Source organism: Sporosarcina sp. JAI121 (assembly GCF_013408665.1).
Classification (GTDB): Bacteria; Bacillota; Bacilli; order Bacillales_A; family Planococcaceae; genus Sporosarcina.
This window is the reverse complement of record NZ_JACCCL010000003.1, coordinates 53,844-74,767: the sequence shown is the minus strand read 5'-3', so window position 1 is coordinate 74,767 and position 20,924 is coordinate 53,844. Positions and strand designations below refer to the sequence as shown.

At 44.8% G+C, this 20,924-nt stretch carries 20 protein-coding genes and 1 tRNA gene; 2 read left to right on the top strand and 19 right to left on the bottom strand.

All coding sequences use genetic code 11. The annotated features are described in order from the left end of the window. Positions 1-206: 206 nt before the first annotated feature. The 5 genes from HDC33_RS14190 to clpP all read right to left on the bottom strand — a co-directional run bounded on the left by HDC33_RS14190 (position 207) and on the right by clpP (position 3,875). Positions 207-1,232, bottom strand: a complete 1,026-nt coding sequence (locus HDC33_RS14190) for a sugar-binding transcriptional regulator (protein ID WP_255457449.1) — start codon at positions 1,230-1,232, stop codon at positions 207-209. A gap of 145 nt (positions 1,233-1,377) precedes the next feature. After that, positions 1,378-1,605, bottom strand: coding sequence for a glutaredoxin family protein (locus tag HDC33_RS14185; RefSeq protein WP_179393221.1), 228 nt, complete (start codon positions 1,603-1,605; stop codon positions 1,378-1,380). Between the two features lie 100 nt (positions 1,606-1,705). Continuing rightward, a complete protein-coding gene (locus tag HDC33_RS14180) occupies positions 1,706-2,497 on the bottom strand; it encodes a TPM domain-containing protein (protein ID WP_179393220.1) in 792 nt (263 codons plus the stop codon). After that, positions 2,494-3,072 (bottom strand): LemA family protein, encoded by a 579-nt coding sequence (locus HDC33_RS14175; protein ID WP_179393219.1) that lies wholly within the window; start codon positions 3,070-3,072, stop codon positions 2,494-2,496. Before HDC33_RS14175 ends, HDC33_RS14180 begins: the two co-directional genes overlap by 4 nt. A gap of 188 nt (positions 3,073-3,260) precedes the next feature. Continuing rightward, positions 3,261-3,875: an ATP-dependent Clp endopeptidase proteolytic subunit ClpP gene (gene clpP, locus HDC33_RS14170; protein WP_179393218.1), complete on the bottom strand. Its 615-nt coding sequence runs from the start codon at positions 3,873-3,875 to the stop codon at positions 3,261-3,263. A 190-nt stretch (positions 3,876-4,065) separates the two neighbouring features. On the opposite strand from clpP, the gene HDC33_RS14165 reads away from it, so the two are divergent. Beyond that, positions 4,066-4,137: transfer RNA gene (locus HDC33_RS14165), tRNA-Arg, on the top strand. Between the two features lie 201 nt (positions 4,138-4,338). Here the strand turns inward: HDC33_RS14165 and HDC33_RS14160 are convergent. The 12 genes from HDC33_RS14160 to hprK all read right to left on the bottom strand — a co-directional run bounded on the left by HDC33_RS14160 (position 4,339) and on the right by hprK (position 14,834). After that, positions 4,339-4,596 carry an HPr family phosphocarrier protein gene (locus HDC33_RS14160; protein WP_179393217.1) on the bottom strand — a complete coding sequence of 86 codons (258 nt, stop codon included), beginning with the start codon at positions 4,594-4,596 and terminating at the stop codon, positions 4,339-4,341. Between the two features lie 36 nt (positions 4,597-4,632). After that, positions 4,633-5,580 carry a DNA-binding protein WhiA gene (gene whiA, locus HDC33_RS14155; protein ID WP_179393216.1) on the bottom strand — a complete coding sequence of 316 codons (948 nt, stop codon included), beginning with the start codon at positions 5,578-5,580 and terminating at the stop codon, positions 4,633-4,635. A 25-nt stretch (positions 5,581-5,605) separates the two neighbouring features. Beyond that, positions 5,606-6,589, bottom strand: a complete 984-nt coding sequence (locus tag HDC33_RS14150) for a gluconeogenesis factor YvcK family protein (protein ID WP_179393215.1) — start codon at positions 6,587-6,589, stop codon at positions 5,606-5,608. A 4-nt stretch (positions 6,590-6,593) separates the two neighbouring features. Then, positions 6,594-7,484: an RNase adapter RapZ gene (gene rapZ, locus HDC33_RS14145; RefSeq protein WP_179393214.1), complete on the bottom strand. Its 891-nt coding sequence runs from the start codon at positions 7,482-7,484 to the stop codon at positions 6,594-6,596. Then, positions 7,481-7,963, bottom strand: a complete 483-nt coding sequence (locus tag HDC33_RS14140) for an NUDIX hydrolase (protein WP_179393213.1) — start codon at positions 7,961-7,963, stop codon at positions 7,481-7,483. The genes rapZ and HDC33_RS14140 overlap by 4 nt, the downstream gene beginning before the upstream one ends. Positions 7,964-8,173: 210 nt before the next feature. Beyond that, a complete protein-coding gene (gene trxB, locus HDC33_RS14135; RefSeq protein ID WP_179393212.1) occupies positions 8,174-9,124 on the bottom strand; it encodes a thioredoxin-disulfide reductase in 951 nt (316 codons plus the stop codon). Positions 9,125-9,317: 193 nt separating this feature from the next. Continuing rightward, positions 9,318-10,838 (bottom strand): tetratricopeptide repeat protein, encoded by a 1,521-nt coding sequence (locus HDC33_RS14130; protein ID WP_255457441.1) that lies wholly within the window; start codon positions 10,836-10,838, stop codon positions 9,318-9,320. A 95-nt stretch (positions 10,839-10,933) separates the two neighbouring features. Then, positions 10,934-11,467, bottom strand: a complete 534-nt coding sequence (locus HDC33_RS14125; protein WP_179393211.1) for an acyltransferase — start codon at positions 11,465-11,467, stop codon at positions 10,934-10,936. Further along, entirely contained in the window at positions 11,464-12,117 is a 654-nt protein-coding gene (gene ppaX, locus HDC33_RS14120; protein WP_179393210.1) for a pyrophosphatase PpaX, read from the bottom strand. The genes HDC33_RS14125 and ppaX overlap by 4 nt, the downstream gene beginning before the upstream one ends. Then, positions 12,110-13,054, bottom strand: a complete 945-nt coding sequence (locus tag HDC33_RS14115; protein WP_179393209.1) for a nucleoside recognition domain-containing protein — start codon at positions 13,052-13,054, stop codon at positions 12,110-12,112. The genes ppaX and HDC33_RS14115 overlap by 8 nt, the downstream gene beginning before the upstream one ends. A gap of 13 nt (positions 13,055-13,067) precedes the next feature. Further along, entirely contained in the window at positions 13,068-13,877 is an 810-nt protein-coding gene (gene lgt, locus HDC33_RS14110) for a prolipoprotein diacylglyceryl transferase (protein WP_179393208.1), read from the bottom strand. Between the two features lie 30 nt (positions 13,878-13,907). Further along, on the bottom strand, positions 13,908-14,834 hold the full coding sequence (gene hprK / locus HDC33_RS14105) for an HPr(Ser) kinase/phosphatase (RefSeq protein ID WP_179393207.1): 927 nt from the start codon (positions 14,832-14,834) through the stop codon (positions 13,908-13,910). Positions 14,835-15,484: 650 nt separating this feature from the next. Here hprK and HDC33_RS14100 point away from each other — a divergent pair. Continuing rightward, positions 15,485-16,042: an N-acetylmuramoyl-L-alanine amidase gene (locus HDC33_RS14100; protein ID WP_255457439.1), complete on the top strand. Its 558-nt coding sequence runs from the start codon at positions 15,485-15,487 to the stop codon at positions 16,040-16,042. Between the two features lie 720 nt (positions 16,043-16,762). On the opposite strand, the gene HDC33_RS14095 is transcribed toward HDC33_RS14100, so the two are convergent. Both HDC33_RS14095 and uvrA read right to left on the bottom strand, forming a co-directional pair. Then, positions 16,763-17,965, bottom strand: coding sequence for a DUF4097 family beta strand repeat-containing protein (locus tag HDC33_RS14095; protein ID WP_179393206.1), 1,203 nt, complete (start codon positions 17,963-17,965; stop codon positions 16,763-16,765). Positions 17,966-18,050: 85 nt separating this feature from the next. Next, positions 18,051-20,924 (bottom strand): excinuclease ABC subunit UvrA, encoded by a 2,874-nt coding sequence (gene uvrA / locus HDC33_RS14090; protein WP_179393205.1) that lies wholly within the window; start codon positions 20,922-20,924, stop codon positions 18,051-18,053.

Here is a 20,924-nt window from a genome sequence, read left to right as displayed (position 1 = left end):
CTAACGCTTTTCCCGCAGGAGTCTCGCGCTTGCACTCCAAGCAACTGCAGCTACTTAAATGGAAAGCATACGAGAACCATCAAACAATCACATAGCACGGATTTTTGTGAAATTCCTTAGTACGTCCTATATAGTAAGTTTCTCATTCAATATAATCTCCATTTAACCTTATTCCCTGAAATGGAATGCGTTAGTCATTTAAACGCTTATTTAGCAACGAGCATTTTCAGCATTTCAGTTGCAGCACCTTCATCAGTGACTAAAATCGTCTGTTTTGGCGCACTTGCCATATAGGCCAGGATTGCTTCCGCTTTCCCGCTTCCCCCTGCAACTGAAATTATGAGCGGAATCTCTGCTAAATGTTCAGTTTGAATGCCGACCGTCCTTAGCCTGTGGACGACGTTTCCATTTTCGTCGAAATAATAACCAAATGCCTCGCCTTTTGCTCCACGGTCCCGGATCATACGCTGTTCTTCTGGCGGCGTATTACGCATGGTTGCCATCGTTTGGGCATCACCTATTCCATGCAGCACACAATCTGTCGCCTCGTATAGTTCAAGCATTTTCAAAACGGAAGGTTCTTTTCGAAACGCCTCATGTGCTTCCTCGCTTAACGATTCAGGGTAATAAAATGTACTATATGTCCCGCCGGATGCCTCTGCGAAAGATGCAGCAATGACATTCGCCTGCAATCCAATGACGTCACCGACTCCGCCCCTAGCGGCAATGAACAGCAGATTTTTTGCGTCACTGAACTTTTCGATTTGAGGGGGAATTGAAGCGATCGTGCTTCCCCCGGTAACAGCGACTACCTTGCCTTTGCCGATTTTGGCTGAGAACTGTTTCGCCGCTTCCATTCCAAGTAAGTTTTTAGACGTATCATCGCTGTCGCAGTTACCCGCAACAACTTTGACTGATTGGATACCGAGAAATTGCGTCATTTTCTTCGCAATCGACGTACGACCTGACCAATCTTCCATAGACGTTTCGAGTGCCTGTAAGACATTCATACCGTCAACTGTGATTGAAGCACCTTCTTTTGCAATCTGGATAAGATTTTGTCCTCTTAGCAAATCCATCATCGTTCGTGTTTCCCGCTCTGATAAACCGGTCATTTGACCGAGCGGGCGTCTCCCGATTGGACCTGCCATTTTTACAAACTTCAATATCCGATATCTTTCCTGCATTAATTCCATCATTTCCGGTACAAGTTTTCTTTGCGCTTCCATCATGAGGTTCAATGGTTGCCTCCCTTCAATTAAGAGGGACAAACATTGTCCCACACAATCACAATATGTCCCATGTAGGGCAAAAAAATATTCCTGTGTTCAGTATAGCCTTTTCACATTTTCTTTTCAAACAATTACACCTTCGTTTTCAGAATAAATCAATGATATCCATATAGCCGATTGAACCGTACAACACCGGCTCTCCATCTTTTTCAATGACCGGAATCATCAACATATACTTTTCGTGGCTTTCATCATCCGTTTCTATGTTCACTTGTGTCCACGTTAGGGGATGATCCTCTTGAACAAGTTTCATCATCGCTTCGGCTTCATCACAAAGGTGACAACCAGGCTTTGAATAAAATATCACATGCATACGAACACCTCTTCATTTCCAGATTTTCTTCAGTATACGTGAAAAACAGGCATTCTGCATAGGATGTTGTCCGTACAGAATGCCTGTTATCATTTTCTCTTTACCAGCTTCGGCCTGCACCGCCTCCGCCACCGGAACCACCACCGCCGAAACCTCCGAAACCGCCTCCTGAACCGCCACCGCTTCCGCCGCCAAATGAACCCGGGAAGAAAATCATCCCTCCGCCGCGTCGTCCGCCGGAGCCACCTCCCCGTCCTCCTTTGTTACTCATCATACGGAATATAATATAAATGGCGATGAATAGTATAATAGGGAAAGGTATACCGGAGCCTGAGTCGCCCGACCCGGAACTGAATGTTGAAACAGGCGCAACGGCACCATCCCAGCCATATTCAGCCGCGATTTCATTGTAGAATGATTTATACGCTTCCATGATCGCCATATCAGGCTGTTCCGCATCCAAATAAGGAACAGCTACTTCATCCATGATACGCCCGACTTTTCCGTCCGGAAGAGCACCTTCCAACCCGTATCCGACCGATAGATAGAAATGTCGTTTACCATTGGAATTTTTCTCGGTTGTGACAACCAGTAATGCTCCATTATTTTTTCCCTTCGTACCTAATTGAAATTCCCTCAGCTTCTCTACCGCATATTCCTCTACCGGCTCATCACCTATGCTCGGGAGGATCAACACCGCAAGTTCCGCTGTTGTGGCATTACTTAATTGAATCCCATATTGCTCAAGTTCCGCTTTCTGCTCAGCAGATAACACATTCGCGGAATCCTGAATGACCGGAACAGCGGCATCAGCCGAAAACACCGCCGAGTTTAACGATGTACAAACAATCAGACATGCCGTCGCCAGGAAGCGGACAGCTGCGCGAATCATTCCTTGTCATCTCCAAAATCGACATTCGGCGCTTCATTTGCAGCTGCATCGGCTTTAAAGTATTCCTTTTCATCATAACCAAAAATGGATGCCACGATTTTCCCCGGGAATCTTTTCACTTGTCTATTGTAATTGGCTACTACGTCGTTATAATCTTTACGTGCAACGCCGAGTCGATTTTCAGTCCCTGAAAGTTCATCCATCAGTTGTCTAAAATTCTCATTCGCCTTTAAATCCGGGTAATTTTCAACTACCACTAAAAGACGGCTGAGTGCTCCCGATAAGTCTGCGTTTGCATCCGCTTGTTCTACAGGTCCTTTTGCACCGGCAAGTCTTGCACGGGAATCTGCAATGTCACTGATAATTCCTTTTTCATGACTTGCAAAGCCTTTCACCGTATTCACCAAGTTCGGTATCAGATCAAGTCTGCGTTGCAGCTGATTTTCAACTTGTGCATACGCCTGGTCCACGTCTTCCTCTAAATTAACGAATTTGTTATAGCTTGGAACCAGTATCATAGCTAAAACCGCTAGTATGATTACAATTACCGCAATAGGTCCTAAAATCCTTTTCATGCCATCACTCCTAACTAGTTAGTTACTTACAATTACCCTATTCACCAACATGTTAAAACTTTTGCTACAGTACTATATACTGTATGACCCTAGGAAAGGTTTCATCATAATATGGAGCAAATGCGTTTTAATTAATCCCAAAATAAAAAAGCCGACCTCCATCCTAGTGGGGTCAGCTTTCATATTGATTATTTAGATTCAGATTTCGTATCGGCTTTCATGTCACTGCGCGTGATGATATGGTCGATTAAACCGTATTCTTTTGCACGTTCAGCTGTCATGAAATTGTCGCGATCCGTATCCTTCGCGATTACTTCGACCGGTTGGCCAGTTCGCTCGGAAAGAATCAAGTTCAGTTTTTCGCGAATGAATAGGATATGCTTGGCAGCAATTTCGATTTCCGTCGCTTGCCCTTGTGCACCGCCGAGTGGCTGGTGGATCATAACTTCCGCGTTAGGAAGTGCATACCGTTTTCCTTTCGTACCGGCAGCGAGCAGGAATGATCCCATTGACGCAGCCATCCCGATACAAATCGTCTGGATGTCAGGTTTGATGAATTGCATCGTATCGAATATTGCCATTCCAGCCGTAACACTACCGCCAGGGCTGTTAATGTAGATGGAAATATCTTTTTCCGGATCTTCAGCTTCTAAAAATAGAAGTTGGGCAACGATGGAGTTCGCAACGTTGTCATCGATTCCGCTTCCGAGCATGATAATACGATCTTTCAATAGACGGGAATAGATGTCGTAAGCACGCTCACCGCGGCTTGTCTGTTCAATTACTGTAGGTATTAGATTCATTCCATTTCCTCCTTCAAACTGGATAGAGTTGTAAGTCTATTGAAACATGATTTCGTTTCAACTGTAACTTTATCATACATAGTATGGTCAACGATGGTCAAATATAACGCTTTTAAAAAAAGTATTGCAATTGTGAAGCTGGGCTAGTATACTAAGTCTTGTCTGTAGCGAAAGCAGATCGTACTTCAACGTCCTCGTGGTGCAATGGATAGCACGCAAGCCTCCGAAGCTTGAAATGTGGGTTCGACTCCCGCCGAGGGCATATCCCAGTATAAGGTTTGTACTGTAAAAATATCCGCATGCTTAGTACTAAGCGTGCGGATATTTTTTGTTGTCGAGATTTTAGGTGAGGTGACGGTTTTGTCGGGTTGCCATGACTTCAGGACGGTTCCCTATGGCTAGCATTTCCATATAAAAAACCGTTACCTCTTGTCGTTTGACAGGGGTAACGGTGAAACTGCACTTAATTTTCAGTTCCGACGAGAGTTGTGAGTGACTCGAGAGCCTGTTCCTCGTCAATTCCTTCTGCGATCAATGTAACGGTCGTGCCGCGTGCGATGGCTAGACTCATGATTCCCATAATACTTTTCGCATTTACTTGGCGATCATCCTTCTTTAGAAAAAGATCGGATATAAAACGATTAGCCTCCTGGACAAATAATGCTGCCTGCCGTGCTTGCAATCCTGTTTTCATTTTCACTTCAACTGTTCGTTCTGCCATAACAGTACCAGCCCCTTTCATGGTTCAACAGCGGATTCACCGGCTGCCGACTCCTCCGTTGCGGAGATTTTCCGCAATTTCTTCAATTTTTCGTAGGCGATGGTTCACGCCGGATTTACTAACTGTTCCGCCTGACACCAGTTCACCAAGTTCCTTCAATGTAATATCTTGGTTTTCCACCCGGAGTCTTGCAATTTCTTGCAATCTTTCCGGCAATTCGGCGAGGCCGATTGTTCTTTCAATGAACTTTATATTCTCAACTTGGCGCTGTGCAGCCCCAATTGTTTTATTCAAATTCGCTGTTTCACAATTTACAAGCCGGTTTACGCTATTTCGCATATCGCGAATAATCCGCACATCTTCAAATTTCATCAGCGATCTATGCGCACCGACAATACTCATGAAATCCGAGATTTTCTCAGCTTCCTTCAGATAAGCGATATATCCTTTTTTCCGCTCAATCGACTTTGCATTCAAATGATATTTATTCATCAGATCTACGAGGGCCTCACTATGTTCTTTATATATCGAAAATATTTCAAGGTGGTAGGAAGATGTTTCCGGGTTGTTCACTGAACCTCCGGCTAGAAAAGCCCCGCGCAAATACGCGCGTTGGCAACATCTCGTTTTGACCAATTCCTTAGAAATCTCATTTTTAAATTGAAATGTCCCCGTCAGGATCAGCAGATCTTCGAGTAGAGCTTTTGCGCCACCCCGGATTCTGCAAATGTATACGTTGTTTTTCTTCAGGCGCATTTTTTTTCGTACAAGAAGCTCCACTTTGTATGGATACAACCGTTTCAAGTTTGAGTAAAGTCGTCTGGCAATCGCCGCATTTTCCGTTTGCACGTCAAGACTCAACTTCTTGTTGGAGAAAGATAGCGCCCCATTCATCCTGATGAATGCTGCTACTTCCGCTTTGATACAACAATCTTCCACTTCTATCTGTGTCATTTCTTTCTTTGTTTCTGAAGCAAAAGACATGATTCTTCCCCTTTCTCGGCGACGATCACGTCTGTTCCGTTTTTATCCCATTGTGCATATAATCAATTAGCCATTTAGCCACTTTTCCGGAGTCATGTATCATGTTGCCTTTGTAAAACAAACCAATGTCTTTCACTACGATTTGCGGTACTAGTTTTTGCAGCGTTTCGAGATCATTTTCGACCGGCCAAGGCGGCCCCGTCAATTTTTCCCCTTTATGCAATTCGGGGAATTCTGTTCCGTTCACCAAAACGGTATCGATGAATGGTTGACCGGCATGATCATATAATGCCTGCACATGCTCCGAAGCCGTATAGCGGTATGTTTCGCCCGCTTGCGTCGTCAAGTTGCTAATATATACCTTTTTCGCTTTGCATGATAGTACTGCTTTACGAATTGATTGGACGAGTAGTGCCGGTAAGATGCTTGTATATAAACTGCCTGGACCAATAATGATGAGATCAGCGGAATTGATCGCCTCAATCGTTTCAGGTAAAGGCTCGACTTCTTGCGGTGATAGATAAACTTTCCGGATTTTACGTCCGTAAACAGGAATTTTCGATTCACCTGTCACGATTGTACCGTCTTCAAGTTCCGCGTGCAATGTGATGCGCTGGTTTGCGGCCGGTAAAACTTTCCCTTTGATGTTCAGTACACGGCTCATCTGCTCGACAGCACGGGCAAAATCGCCTGTAATATCCGTCATCGCCGCTAACATCAGATTCCCCAGTGAATGACCTTTTAAATCCTCTGACGTTGAAAAGCGATATTCGAACATCTCCTCAATTAGCGGTTCAACATCTGAAAGCGCTGCCATCACTTTACGGATATCTCCCGGGGGCGGAATGTCATATTCATCGAGAAGCCTGCCCGAACTGCCGCCGTCATCGGCCACGGTTACAATCGCAGTCAAATCGACAGAATACCTCTTCAGTCCCCGTAGTAACGTGGACAAACCGGTTCCGCCACCGAGAACGACGACTTTTTTCATATTCTCCGATGTCGGCATAGCGTCAATCCTTTCTTTTTTCAATATCCCTATGGGTGATGAACGTCCGGTACTCGTCTTTGAATCGAGATCCGAAAAATTCGGCGAGTGTTACAGAACGGTGTTGGCCGCCGGTACAACCGAACGCAATGACAACTTGGGATTTTCCTTCATTTTTATATTGCGGAATCAGGAACGTGAACAAATCCGTTAATTTTTCAATGAGTACCTGTGTATCGTTCCATTTCAGTACATAGTCATATACTTCTTTCTCGAGTCCAGTTTTCGGTTTTAAATCGTCGATATAAAAAGGGTTCGGAAGGAAACGTACATCAAATACGACGTCTGCGTCTATCGGCATTCCGTGTTTAAACCCGAATGAGAGAAAGTTTAACGTAAAGCCTAAATCGTCCTTGGAGGAGAATTCGTTCATTATTTTTTCACGCAGTTGTCTTGGCTTTAAACCTGACGTGTTGAATATTGAACGCGCACGGCCTTTCATCTCAGTCAGTAGTTGCCGTTCTTTTTTTATGCCGGCTAACGGCAGGCGGCCTGCGGACAGTGGATGTGACCGTCTGGATTCCTTATAGCGTCGAACGAGCGTCTCGTCGTCCGCATCAAGAAACAGAATTCGTGATGAAACACCTTTCATCTGCAATAGATTGTCGAGTGCACCGATCAGCGAATCGAACAGGTCGCCTCCACGTGTATCCATTACAGCAGCTATCCGCTTCATCTGATTCCCCGATTTCATCATCAAATCCAAAAACATGACTAACAGTTCCGGCGGCAAATTATCGATGCAATAGAACCCGAGATCTTCGAAGCTCTGTACCGCAACCGTCTTGCCCGCACCAGACATCCCTGTAATGATCACTATTTCAATATCACTATTTGGCGTCCCGATTTCCGTCATTGCCCATCACCTTCCACAGATTTCTGGATTACTTCTCTCAACAGCTTAAATTCCTCGGTGTAAAAGAACGTTCCATACTGGATACCGAGCTCAGAAACTGCAAACAACAAGTTCGTCCGGTCCCCTTCCGCCATGGGAAGTGTTTGAAGGCTTTCGACGGGATGCCATTCCAGCACTCCCTCGATCGTCGTTTCAAACGGTGTCCCGTCCAAGTCAAAGGCAGTGAATGTGTGTAGCATCCACTCGTCTTTTACACTTTCTCCAGATTCATCCGTGATCACCATCGTATAAATTCCTTTTAACTGTGGTTTAACAGGCTTTGCACCCGTTTCCTCCGTGAACTCCCTGACTGCCGTTTCATAAATCGATTCACCGGGATCCATCTTTCCCCCAGGAGCTACATACCACCCACGGCGAGGTTTTTTTAACAATAGAACATGATTGTCTTTAACGACAAGTAAATTTACAATTCTTTGCATGTAACCATCCCCACTTTTCTTGAACGCATACTACTATTATACATCGTATCAGTGTAAAACGACAAAAAAAAGAAGGCAGGCCGCCGGAATATACCGGCAGACTGCCTATTTAAGCTTGCTATATCAAAAGGGGGGTCAATTGATACGTTAACTATAACAGAATGATGTTGCATCCCTGTTACAATGTCGTTAAAGTAACATTAAAATCAATTAGGCTTTCTGGCTTAATTTCTCCATTAATTCCTCGACGTATTTCTGTACGGCCTGTGCGGCAATACTGCCGTCTCCTGTAGCCGTCACGACTTGACGCAACAATTTCTCACGCACATCTCCTGCGGCATAAATACCAGGCACGGATGTTTCCATGATTTCATTCGTTTTGACATAGCCGTTCTCGTCAAGAATACCAAGTTTGGCGAATGGAGCTGTTAACGGGTCCATTCCAATGTAGACAAACATACCGTTCGTTTCAAATACTCTTTCTGAACCGTCGACAGTTGAAACAAGTGTCACAGAACCGACTTTCCCGTTTTCAGCATTTACTTCTTTGACGGATGAATTCCAGATGAATTCAATTTTGTCGTTTGCAAATGCACGATCTTGAAGGATTTTTTGTGCACGCAATTCATCGCGGCGATGAACAATCGTCACTTTATCCGCAAAACGTGTTAAATAGGCTCCTTCTTCTACGGCAGAGTCGCCGCCGCCCACAACGACAAGTTCTTTCTTGCGGAAGAATGCACCGTCACAAACCGCACAATAGCTGACGCCGCGGCCAGTAAGTTCAGCTTCCCCCGGAATCCCCATCTTCTTGTATTCAGCACCTGTCGTAATAATGATCGCACGTGCTTTATATTGTTTGTCTCCGACGACAATTGTCTTATAACTTTCGCCGTCAATGACGTCAGTGACGTCACCATAAGCATATTCTGCACCAAACTTTTTGGCGTGATCGAACATTTTTGTAGAGAGATCCGGACCTAATATATGTTCAAATCCAGGATAGTTTTCAATCTCTTCTGTATTCGCCATTTGACCACCGGGAATCCCCCGCTCAAGCATCAGCGTTGAAAGATTACCACGGGATGTATAGACAGCAGCCGTCATCCCTGCAGGACCGGCACCAATAATTATGACATCATAAATTTTTTCAGTTGTCATGTGAACTTCCTCCTCCACAACATTTACACAATAAAGCGTATAAGATTCCCCAGTTCCATTCAACCTTTTTGCCTATAAGAAAAGCGCAAGCGCCTTGGTAGAGGCGCTGGAGCTAGACATTGCTCCAGGTTCAAAAACTTATACCTTCTTATCTTTTGAAAAAGCGAAAGATGCCAAGCCCGAAGTCTAAACCTCAAGCATCGAACTGCGGCAGATATTCAATCAACTCTCCCACATACTTCGTCAATGTGGGCACTCCTATCCCAAACTCCTTGGCAATCGCAGTTTTAGTCACGCCCGGGTAACGGGATGACTGGAACATGTAGTCAGCCGCAGCTGCAAGGGCCGCCGGATTTCGGAATGGATAGTCACGGCTAAGTGCGGTTTCGCACATGGTAAACCACATTTGAAACAGATGTGTCGCTTGCTTATCCAACGGACAATATTTGTTATAGAGCAAATCCGTCGTTTCAAGCGCCCGCATAAAAGACTTATCAAAATTTGTTTCCGGCATGAATTCATAATCGAGACCACTTGCCAGAAATAGACGTTCATAAGTACTTAATTTCTCAATTTCAATGTAGGAAGGATGTGAGATGATTTCCTGCTTATGACCTGACTTACCTAGTAGATAAAAGCCGAACATCCGTTCACTTCTGTACGTGTTCGTAATTTTGCTCAGCAGGAATTCCCGATCCTGTTCAAGTGAATCGGATTTGATGCTATCTTGGACATCTTTCCAAGGCTCATACCCGACTTTCGTCGGATCCAGTTCGATTAGTGTCTCATATGCATCACGTGCCACTTTCTCGTGTCCGGAAAAATAGGCGGAATGGGAAAGCCAGAAATAGTAGCCCGTATCTCCGTCGAACCCTCGTTTCTGAAGACTTCTCAACCAGTTATAGGCTTCCTTATGTCTGCCGATAAGCGCGAAAGTCGCGCCAAGTTTATAACGGTTTTCAATTTGATACGGTTTGATTTTTACGAGCAATGCAAGCAAGGATTCCAATTCTTCTTCCTTCTTCTCGTAATAATAAAATACCGCAAGATTGCAAAGGGCATGGATATTCCCTTTATTGCGGTCTAATACATCATGCAGTAGCTCGCTAGCCCGTCCGTTCTGCCCGATGTAAAAATAGGCGAGCGCCAAGTTATTATAAGCCGCCCAAAATTCAGGATAATCGACAATGATGGATTCAAGTAATTCCACCGCCGCTTTGAAATCACCCGACTCCATAAGTCGGCGTGCTTTTTCTTGGAGAAAATACACTTCCCCATCCGGCATTTCATCATCATTGAACGATTCTTCCTGCTCTGCAAAATCAATGATTTCCATCGAATCATCAGCAAAAGGACCATCCGGACTTAGCAGTACATATTTTTCTGCATACATTTTCGCATCACGCAACATACCAAGATGTGCATGTACTTCCGCCAAATAAAATATAATTTCAACTTCTGACGGATCGAGTGAATTCGCTGTCATAAGAAGTTCATGCGCTTCTTCAAAACGTCCCTCTTCCATGACAAGTACACCATATTCCATAAGGATTCTTGGATTATCAGGGCTGAGTTCTGTTGCCCGTTTCAAATACCTTTGTGCGTCTTCAAAACGATCACGCTTCATCGCCTGAAGTGCTTTATTATAATAAAATTCACCGTCCGGATTGAACGAAATGACATTTTTATCATGATTCTTACTTAGTTTATCCAATCATATTCCCCCGAAAAAATAAGAAGGAACGCAAAGTACGTTCCTTCCCGTATTGTTCCCTATTATACCATAAGTAATGTGGATGCTAGCAGTTTTCAACTATTTCCCTCCAAAATGGAGTTTTGTTGCCGCTCTTTCATCTGTTCTTGCGTAAAGATGATTCTAACAGGATTTCCGCCGGCAAATACGCCAGGCGGGATATCGCGATTAACGAGGGAAGCTGCTGAAACAATGGCTCCGTCACCGATTTCTATGCCGGGAAGAATTGTCGTATTCGCGCCGATCAACACATTTTTTCCGATGACGACATCTCCAATTCGATATTCGTCTATCAAATATTCATGCGCAAGAATCGTCGTATTGAACCCGATGATTGAATTGTCGCCTACTTTTATCCGCTCGGGGAACATGACATCGGGCATTACCATTAGGGCAAAAGATGTTTTCTGACCGACTTCCATTTTCAAAAAAGTCCGGAACAGAAAGTTTTTCATCGGGATGAAAGGTGTGTATCTGGATAGTTGGATAACAGCAAAGTTTTTTGCCACTTTTAAAAAAGGGACCGTTTTGTAAATATGCCAGAGCGAATTTGCCCCACCTTGCGCGGGATGGCGTTCAGTACGTCTCACTGTTCCACACGATTGACCAATTGCAGCAGATCAGAAATATGCTGCAACATGTAGTCCGGATTGAATGTCTGTAAAAAAGCTTCCCCTTTAGCAGACCATGCAACTCCCGCCGTGCGGACGCCCGCGTTTTGGCCGCCTACGATATCATGATAATTGTCCCCTATCATAAGGGCTTCATCCGCATTGACCCCTAAAAGATCAAGCGCCAATAAAATCGGTTCCGGATCCGGTTTGGTTTTCGATACATCATCCATACCGATGATAACGTCAAATACGCCTTCCGCATCAAGAAGTCCGAGACCTCTCATTACCATGTCTTTTCTCTTTGTAGAGACGATCGCCATTTTCATGCCTGCCGTCTTCAACAATCTCAAAGTCTCAGAAACCCCGTCAAATTCACTTGAAAGTTCATCATGCATTGATTTATTCCACGCCCGATACTCTTCGATGAGCTCCTCCGTTTTTTCAGGATCAACCGAATCGAATGTTTCATGTAGTGTCGGTCCAAGGAATGGAAGGATATCGATTCGCTCATATTTTCCCGGGTAGTGAGTATTCAGGACGTACTGGAATGTCTGGATGATCAATTCATTCGTATCAAGTAGTGTTCCATCAAAATCGAATAATAATGCAGTAATTGGTTTAGCCATCTGAAATTGGAACTCCCTTCTCTTTCTTTTGTTCAGCCCGTCTCCAAACATACGCAACAATGATCGTCAACACGAACGCTGTGACGACCCGGATAATCAGCAAAGGCAGAATAGGGATGCCTAACGGGATAAATAGTAAAGTATCTTCAATGACTGCGTGACAGGCTACGAGGAATATGAAGGACAGCGTTGCATCCTTTTTACTCACACCGTCTTCCTGCACCGCCTGGATCATCACGCCGGCACCATAAGCAAGTCCGATGACAAGACCGGAAACAAGTGTTGTCGATGCATTCGGTTGCACACCGATCACTTTCGTGAAGGGTGCCAGTTTTTCCGAAAACTTCTGCAAATAATTTCGGTCCTTCAGAAACTGGACAAAAATCATCAGAGGAATGACGATCAAGGCAAGCTGCAGCACTCCGAATGAAGCCTTCTGTACACCCAACAACCCGATTTCCAGCCAGCCGTCCGGTATATCTGTAACTTTCGGAGCCATGCCATATTGCGCCGTCTCCCCTCCACCTTTCCACGTCAAGTTAATAATAATACCCGACATGGCCGCGAGTCCGAAACGTACGACAAGAACAATCCACAACTTAACGCCGACTTTCAGTGCGACGCCTGTTTCAATGAAAATATTATGTGAAAACGACAGCATGACTGCAATGATAAATACTTCTTTCACAGTCATTTCAAGCGATAAGACACCTGCTATCGCGGCATATAAATTCAGTGCATTTCCAAGTACCAACGGGATTGCAGCTTCACCGCTCAGGCCGAATATCCCCATAAACGGCGCAACAAGTTTGATCAGCCACGGCAGCACAGGTGTATGCTGCAAAATGACAACGAGTATTGTTATCGGAAAAATTATTTTCCCTAGTGTCCACGTCGTCCGAAGTCCCGCCTTCAATCCATTTTGAATCGTCCCCATTCCCCCGACCCCTTTAGTTATCTTTATAGTTCACATCGACTTTCTGTACAAATCTCCTGACGATGAAAACCGCTAGTGCAACGACGATTGTAATAACCGATACAAGCTGCGCCGCCCGAAGTTCACCGATGACATACAAGCTATCTGTTCTCATCCCTTCGATGAAGAAACGTCCTGCTGAATACCATACAAGGTAAAAGAGAAACATTTCCCCGCGCTTCAAATTCACTTTGCGCAACAGGATAATAATGATTAGTCCAACGATGTTCCACATTGATTCATAGAGGAATGTTGGATGATAGGTTACACCTTCAATCGTCATCTGATTCATGATCCAGTCAGGAATGATTGTCGTTTCAAGGAATTTTTCCGACACCGGTCCTCCGTGTGCTTCCTGATTCATGAAATTTCCCCAGCGGCCGATAATTTGACCGATCAAAAGCCCGACCGCCGCGATATCAACTACTTTCCAGAATGAAACGCCACGGCGTTTCGTGTAAACATACGTTGTTATGAAGGCGCCGATCAAAGCACCATGGATGGCGATGCCACCCTCCCAAATTTGTATGATCTGACCCGGATGATTTTTATAATAATCCCACGAGAAAATAACATAATAGATTCTTGCACTAATTATCGCAATAGGAACAGCCCAAATGAGCAGATCCGTTAAAAAATCGGGATGCATCCCGCGCTTCACCATTTCTTTTTGAACAACAAAGAATGCGAGAATGATCCCAAATGCAATCAGGATTCCATACCATCTGACTTCGAATGGACCAAGTGAAAATGCAATCGGGTTTATCGCCAATAACTCCAACATGTCTCAACCTTTCCTTTCTCCATCAATAAGTTAATTTGGATTTCCAGAAATTTCCGCATCAAGTTTTTTCGAAAATTCTTCCGCGGCATTGATGCCTAGCTTTTTCATACGGTAATCCATCGCTGCAACTTCGATAATAACAGATAAGTTACGGCCAGGACGCACTGGCACGGTGAGCTTTGTCAGTTCCGAATCGACGATCTTCATCTTTTCTTCATCGATGCCAAGCCGATCATATATCTTATCCGGATCCCATAGTTCAAGATCGATGACGATCAATATTCGTTTATCACTCTTTACAGCACTCGCCCCGAACAAAGTCATCATGTCGACAATCCCGACGCCACGGATTTCAAGCATATGTTCAAGTAGTTTCGGCGCGTTCCCGATCAACACGTTTTTAGCGACCTGTCTAATTTCAACGAGGTCATCCGCCACGAGACGGTGGCCTCTTTTCACAAGTTCGAGCGCTGTTTCACTTTTCCCAACGCCACTCTTGCCCGTGATCAGTATTCCGATTCCATAAACATCGACAAGTACGCCGTGTACTGCCGTCATCGGTGCAAGCCTGCCGCTGAGATAATTGGTCAGCATACCCGAAAATCGTGTAGTCGGGATATCCGTGCTGAATACAGTAAGCCCCCTATTTTCAGCCGTCTCTTTTAATTCGATCGGCACGTCCATATCATGCGCTACAATAATGGCTGGCGTATTTTTCGAACAAAGTCTTTTCATTCGATCCGTTCGTTCTTCCTTGTTCAGGTTTGCAAAAAATGACAATTCCGTCTTACCTAGCAGTTGTACACGGTCCGCCAAATAGTAATTGAAATAGCCGGCCATTTCCAGACCCGGTCTTGATATGTCACTTGTATGTATTTGTCGCTCAATCCCTCTACCGCCCGCGCTCAGTTCAAGAAAAAACTTTTCCTGTACATCTTTTACTGTTACATAAGCCATTTGATGCGCCTCCCTCTTCCTCTATTCCAACATCTATGCCTCATTTTACCACGCCTATTTTCAAATGAAATGATTTAGTGCCGAAACTGTGATTGAGTCGAGTTTTTGTGGGTACTATTTTAGGTTAGAGGATACTTTTCTAACCTATTTTAAGTTTTCACTTGTACATACAATTGTTTGTTTCATGATGATAGCTATATCATGTTGATTTGCGCTCCAGGCGCACGCTTTCCGTGGGGCGGGCGGTGAGCCTCCTCGGTCGCTACGCTCCACTGCGGGGTCTCACCTGTCCCGCTAATCCCACAGGAGTCGGCGCCTTCCTCTCCAATCAACAGTGACTCCTTGTATATATGGTGATTAAACAAATAAAACGGATAATTATTTTCAATTAAAAACTGGATTTCTTGTGCATTCCAATTGATTGGAGTGCACATTGGCGTCTACAGCAGGATCTGCAGGAAAAGCCGAAGACCCTAGACTGAGGGTAGAGAGGGAAGCCGCTGAGGTCGTGCCCGCGGAAAGCGTCCAATCGGAACGGAAATCAATGGCGTTGTAGATTTTTCATTTATCCACCCACAAACTTTTCTCATACCGAAACTGTCCACTTCTCAACTCTTTCAAACTATATAAAGGGCAAGGAGGAGATAAATTTGACCAAAATAATGATTGATGCCGGCCATGGTCCGGACACCGCAGGTAAACGTTCGCCAGACGGAGCGCTGCGTGAGTTCAGCTTTAACAGTGCAGTTGCCGACCTTGTTAAGCAATACCTGATCGAAGAAGGAGTTACAGTTATTTTCGCACATAAAGAACAAGAGGATGTACCACTTGCAGCGCGGACAAAACTTGCCAACAATATGAAAGTGGACGCATTTGTATCCATCCACGCAAACGCATTCGGCGGCGATTGGAATAATGCCAATGGAATTGAAACATTCATATATCCTACGGCTAGTAAAGAATCATATGCACTCGCCGCCCTAATTCAAAACTCCCTTGTTTCAGCTTGTAACCGAACTGACCGCGGAGTGAAGAAGGCGGATTACGCTGTCCTACGTGATACCCGGATGCCCGCGGTTTTACTAGAATGCGGATTTATGACAAACCGGGAAGAGGCATTGTTATTAATGAAAAAAACGTATCGGATACAATGTGCGAAAGCAATCGCCTTCGCGATAACTGCCTGGATTTACCGCGGGAAGAAATAACTGCATTTGAATGACGGCGTCACCGCAAATAGGAGTTTCATATGTTCTTCTATATAGGTTGAAAGAGGGAATTCCACTGAATCCGCTTCGGCGCTCGGGGATGCCTCCCGCGTTCCTACAATATTCAAGTGAAAAATGCAGTCACTTTGAAAGAAAAGGATAGATTAGATGACTTTCTATAAAGTTTGTAAGTGCCCGAAAATGTAATTTCGGGCACTCTAGCACGTTGTACATTGCATTCTTTGCTTATTTTTCGGCAAATAATATGTATTGCATTATAAGAAAGTGGCACTTCTTTAAAATGGAGATAGGGATACTATAGAAGAAGGCTTTGGCGGTCAAAATTGTATCTTTGACCGCTTCTCTCCAAGTGAGAAGCTAGCTATTCTGTCTTCCTAAAAAGCTTCGGCACTTCTTGTAGCCGTGTCTTTGGATAGCGACGAATGAACAGACACCATACGATTACCGAAAAAATAAATAGGGATGCGACGAAGTCGCATCCCTATTTATCAAGACATCTCGGTAATGGTATGGAAGTCGTTCAATTCAAAGCAATCCAAACATACTATACATATAGCGCACAATGTGTAATCAAGTTATTTAATGGTTACTTTCTGTTAATCAACAGGCGTGCCATTTGTTCAACATATTTAATAAAAACGGCCGCTGACACACCTATCCTTGGTGTAGCAGCGGTCATTTTTATGAATTTACACTATTTTATTCATGCTTCGCGTTATAGCAAACAAGTACAGTTCCGGTTTTCGCTTCCCCGAAAATGTGAAGTGGAGATGTATTGCCTTCAACATCCTTTTTAAAACGGATAACACGTTGCAACAGTTGTTCCTGTTCGACAGTCCGATTGACATCTTTAAGCTGCAAATCCAGCCGACCCATATTGGATACGATTTCGCCAGACAGGGCAGCATCGGAAGGAATGTAGATTTCAACCGATCCGCTCATTGTTTTCGCACTGATTTTTTCCGCCGTCGGATCTGTCGTCGTCACAACTACATGTCCGTTTAACGATTGGGCTTCCACATCTTTCACAGCCCCGTCGATATATACGCGTCCATTCAATGTTTCCGCTTCGAGTGAAGTACCCGTCACACCGTTGAGGGCGATTGCTCCATTAACGGTTTCGAATTCCCCGTTTTTGAACGTCATTCCAGCAATTTCAATTTTTCCATTTGCAGTTTTCACACGCACTATCTCCGCGGCGGCACCTTTCATTTTGAACGAACCGTTCAATAGCCGAGCTGAGATTCGAGCATAGTCCTTTGTCGGAATGAATAATTCAACATTCACTTGAACCATTTTCATGTCGCTTGAAATCCTTAGTTTCCCTTCGTCATCAACGAACAGTAATTTATCAAGGAAATCACTTTTCGCTTTTTCCACCGACTCACTATTGTATGTTTTAACCGTGAAATCCGCACGTACCTCTTCCATTTCACCGGTATGAATCGTTACTTTACCGTTGTCCAGATCGATGATGAGTTCTTCGATGCCCTCAGCATTCTTTGCCATTGTATGATTAAATGTAACGGCATTGCCGAACGGCGAATCAAAATCGAATGATTTCACTTTCTGAACGGCAGTCTGCATGAATTGCATGAACCTGTCCCCGACATTGGTGAAATCCTTTCGTAAATCTTCCAGGAATTCATCCATGGATGGGTGGCCTTGTTCTTTATGATCAGTAGCAGGTTCTGCCTTTTCGAATGGTTCTGGTTCTGGTCGTGTGTCATGAACAGTTTCCTCTTCCGTAGGCGCGGATGTGTCTTGCGCTTTCTTGTTAGCTTGAGTCGGCTGTTCCGCTTGGTTCTTCTGTCCCAATGTTTCTAGAAGTGTTAATGCTTCTTCGGTCGTGATTGTACCGTTTTCCAGCATTGCTAAAATCCGTTTCCGTTCGTTTTGCATCTTTACGCCTCCTAGTAATGTCCTACTTCGGATTTCTCCGTTAGTTAACAACTGACTATATATACGAGTGAATGTGGAAAAGGTTTCATCCTTTCACTTTTTCCGCCTCTTCAATTTTCGTTGTCATCCGTTTCTTTTCACGTTCAAGAATCGGTTTTAAATAAAAACCTGTATATGAAACGCCGGATTCAGCCACTTTTTCCGGAGTGCCCGTCGCAATGATCTGCCCGCCTTTATCGCCGCCTTCAGGCCCTAAATCGATAATATGATCGACAGTCTTGATGACATCGAGATTATGTTCAATCACGAGCACCGTATTCCCTGTTTCCACGAGTCGTTGCAACACGATAAGCAGCTTTGCAATATCATGGACATGCAGGCCTGTCGTCGGTTCATCCAGAATATAAAATGATTTTCCGTACGAGCGTTTATGCAGTTCGGAAGCCAGTTTCACCCGTTGCGCTTCCCCGCCTGATAGTGTCGTTGCCGGCTGACCGAGATGAATATAGCCTAGTCCTACATCGACGATTGTCTGGAGCTTACGGCTGATTTTCGGTATGTTTTCAAAAAACACAAGTGCATCATCGACTGTCATGGCAAGGACATCCGCAATGTTTTTCCCTTTATAAGTGACTTCCAACGTTTCCCGGTTGTACCGTTTTCCATGGCAAACCTCGCAAGGCACATAGACATCCGGCAGGAAATGCATCTCAATTTTAATGATACCGTCACCGCGGCATGCTTCACAGCGCCCGCCTTTTACGTTAAAGCTGAAACGCCCTTTTTTGTAACCGCGCACCTTCGCTTCATTCGTCGAAGCAAAAACATCCCGCACATCGTCAAACATTCCTGTATAAGTCGCTGGGTTGGATCTTGGCGTGCGCCCGATCGGCGATTGGTCGATTTCGATGACTTTTTCCAATTCTTCAAGACCTGTGACAGATTTATATTGTCCCGGTTTCTGCTTTGATCGATTCAGTTTCTGTGCCAACACTTTGTGGAGTACTTCATTGACCAGCGTACTTTTCCCCGAACCGGACACCCCTGTAACCGCTATGAATTGCCCCAGCGGGATGTCCACATTGACATTTTTCAAATTGTTTTCAGAAGCCCCTTTAATGATGATCTTTCGCCCGTCCGGTTTTCGTCGTTCTAAAGGCAGCGGGATAAACTTCTGGCCGCTTAAATATTGGCCGGTCAGTGAGTTGGGATCATTCATCACTTTTTCAGGTGTTCCGGCAGAAACAATTTCTCCGCCTGCAACACCCGCCCCCGGGCCGATATCAATCAAATAATCGGCGGCCATCATCGTATCTTCATCGTGTTCGACTACGATGAGCGTATTGCCGATATCACGCATACTTTTCAACGTACCGATGAGACGGTCGTTATCGCGTTGGTGAAGTCCGATAGACGGTTCATCGAGAATATAAAGAACGCCTGTCAGCCTTGAACCAATTTGAGTGGCCAATCGAATCCGTTGCGCCTCTCCGCCCGAAAGTGTTCCTGCAGCCCTGGATAATGACAGATAATCCAATCCGACATTAATGAGGAATCCAAGTCTCTCTTCGATTTCACGAAGGATGAGTTTCGCAATCTGTGTATCTTTTTCGGATAGTATAAGGTTTTTGAAAAATAGATCCGCCTCTACAATCGATAATTCCGTCACTTTCCCGATGTGCACGTCATTCACTTTTACCGCGAGCGACTCTTCCTTCAAGCGATAGCCTGCACATGTCGGGCATGGGCGCTGAGCCATATATTTCTCCATCTGTTCACGGATATAATCCGAGGATGTTTCTTTAAAGCGGCGTTCTATGTTTGCCAAAACACCTTCAAAATAAATATTGCTGTCACGTGTGCCACCGAATTCATTCGTATAACGGAATCGAATCTTTTCATCTTTCGAGCCGTAAAGTAATTTATTAAGCTCATCGGTCGCCAATTCATTCACCGGCACGTTCATGGATATGCCAAAATGATCCGCGACCGTTTTCAGCAGTTCCGGATAGTATTGGGAACTTGTCGGCTCCCACGGCGCAATCGCATGATCTTTCAATGAACGTGTCGGGTCGGGTATGACCAGTTCCGGGTCCACTTCCTGCTTCGTCCCCAGTCCATCACATTCCTGGCAAGCACCGAACGGACTGTTGAAGGAAAACATCCTCGGCTCCAATTCACCGATTGAAAAACCGCATAACGGACAGGCGTGATGTTCGCTGAACAAGAGTTCTTCGCCGTCCATGACATCAACCAGGACAGTCCCCTCCGCAAGACGAAGAGCCGATTCCAGAGAGTCGCTCAGCCGTGCTGCTATATCTTCCTTTATTACGATCCGGTCTATGACAACTTCTATCGTATGTTTTTTGTTTTTGTTCAATTCGATATTATCGTCCAAATCGATGATTTCCCCGTTAACGCGGATCCGTACATACCCTTGTTTCTTAATGTCTTCAATTAACTTCACATGTGTCCCTTTACGACCGGAAACGATCGGTGCCAGAATTTGAATTCTAGCGCGATCCGGTAACGTCATCAGGCGGTCAACCATTTGTTCAATTGTCTGGGAAGAAATTTCCGTCCCATGAATCGGACAGATCGGTTTGCCGACACGCGCGTAAAGTAGTCGGAGATAATCATATATCTCCGTTGCGGTCCCGACAGTCGAACGAGGATTTCGACTAGTCGTCTTCTGGTCGATTGAAATCGCCGGCGATAATCCTTCAATTACATCTACATCCGGCTTGTCCATCTGTCCCAAAAACTGACGCGCGTAAGAAGACAGCGATTCCACATATCTTCGCTGCCCTTCCGCGTAAATCGTATCGAAAGCAAGCGATGATTTCCCTGAACCCGAAAGCCCAGTCATGACAACCAGTTTGTCACGCGGAATATTCACATCTATATTTTTCAAGTTATGCGCCCGGGCGCCTTGTATGATGATTTCTTTATTTTTCAT

Coding starts and splice junctions, on each gene's coding strand:
- HDC33_RS14190 (WP_255457449.1), bottom strand. CDS start 1,232: ATGATGGAAGCGCAAAGAAAACTTGTACCGGAAATGATGGAATTAATG.
- HDC33_RS14185 (WP_179393221.1), bottom strand. CDS start 1,605: ATGCATGTGATATTTTATTCAAAGCCTGGTTGTCACCTTTGTGATGAA.
- HDC33_RS14180 (WP_179393220.1), bottom strand. CDS start 2,497: ATGATTCGCGCAGCTGTCCGCTTCCTGGCGACGGCATGTCTGATTGTT.
- HDC33_RS14175 (WP_179393219.1), bottom strand. CDS start 3,072: ATGAAAAGGATTTTAGGACCTATTGCGGTAATTGTAATCATACTAGCG.
- clpP (WP_179393218.1), bottom strand. CDS start 3,875: ATGAATCTAATACCTACAGTAATTGAACAGACAAGCCGCGGTGAGCGT.
- HDC33_RS14160 (WP_179393217.1), bottom strand. CDS start 4,596: ATGGCAGAACGAACAGTTGAAGTGAAAATGAAAACAGGATTGCAAGCA.
- whiA (WP_179393216.1), bottom strand. CDS start 5,580: ATGTCTTTTGCTTCAGAAACAAAGAAAGAAATGACACAGATAGAAGTG.
- HDC33_RS14150 (WP_179393215.1), bottom strand. CDS start 6,589: ATGCCGACATCGGAGAATATGAAAAAAGTCGTCGTTCTCGGTGGCGGA.
- rapZ (WP_179393214.1), bottom strand. CDS start 7,484: ATGACGGAAATCGGGACGCCAAATAGTGATATTGAAATAGTGATCATT.
- HDC33_RS14140 (WP_179393213.1), bottom strand. CDS start 7,963: ATGCAAAGAATTGTAAATTTACTTGTCGTTAAAGACAATCATGTTCTA.
- trxB (WP_179393212.1), bottom strand. CDS start 9,124: ATGACAACTGAAAAAATTTATGATGTCATAATTATTGGTGCCGGTCCT.
- ppaX (WP_179393210.1), bottom strand. CDS start 12,117: ATGGCTAAACCAATTACTGCATTATTATTCGATTTTGATGGAACACTA.
- HDC33_RS14115 (WP_179393209.1), bottom strand. CDS start 13,054: ATGGGGACGATTCAAAATGGATTGAAGGCGGGACTTCGGACGACGTGG.
- lgt (WP_179393208.1), bottom strand. CDS start 13,877: ATGTTGGAGTTATTGGCGATAAACCCGATTGCATTTTCACTTGGTCCA.
- hprK (WP_179393207.1), bottom strand. CDS start 14,834: ATGGCTTATGTAACAGTAAAAGATGTACAGGAAAAGTTTTTTCTTGAA.
- HDC33_RS14095 (WP_179393206.1), bottom strand. CDS start 17,965: ATGCAAAACGAACGGAAACGGATTTTAGCAATGCTGGAAAACGGTACA.
- uvrA (WP_179393205.1), bottom strand. CDS start 20,924: ATGAAAAATAAAGAAATCATCATACAAGGCGCCCGGGCGCATAACTTG.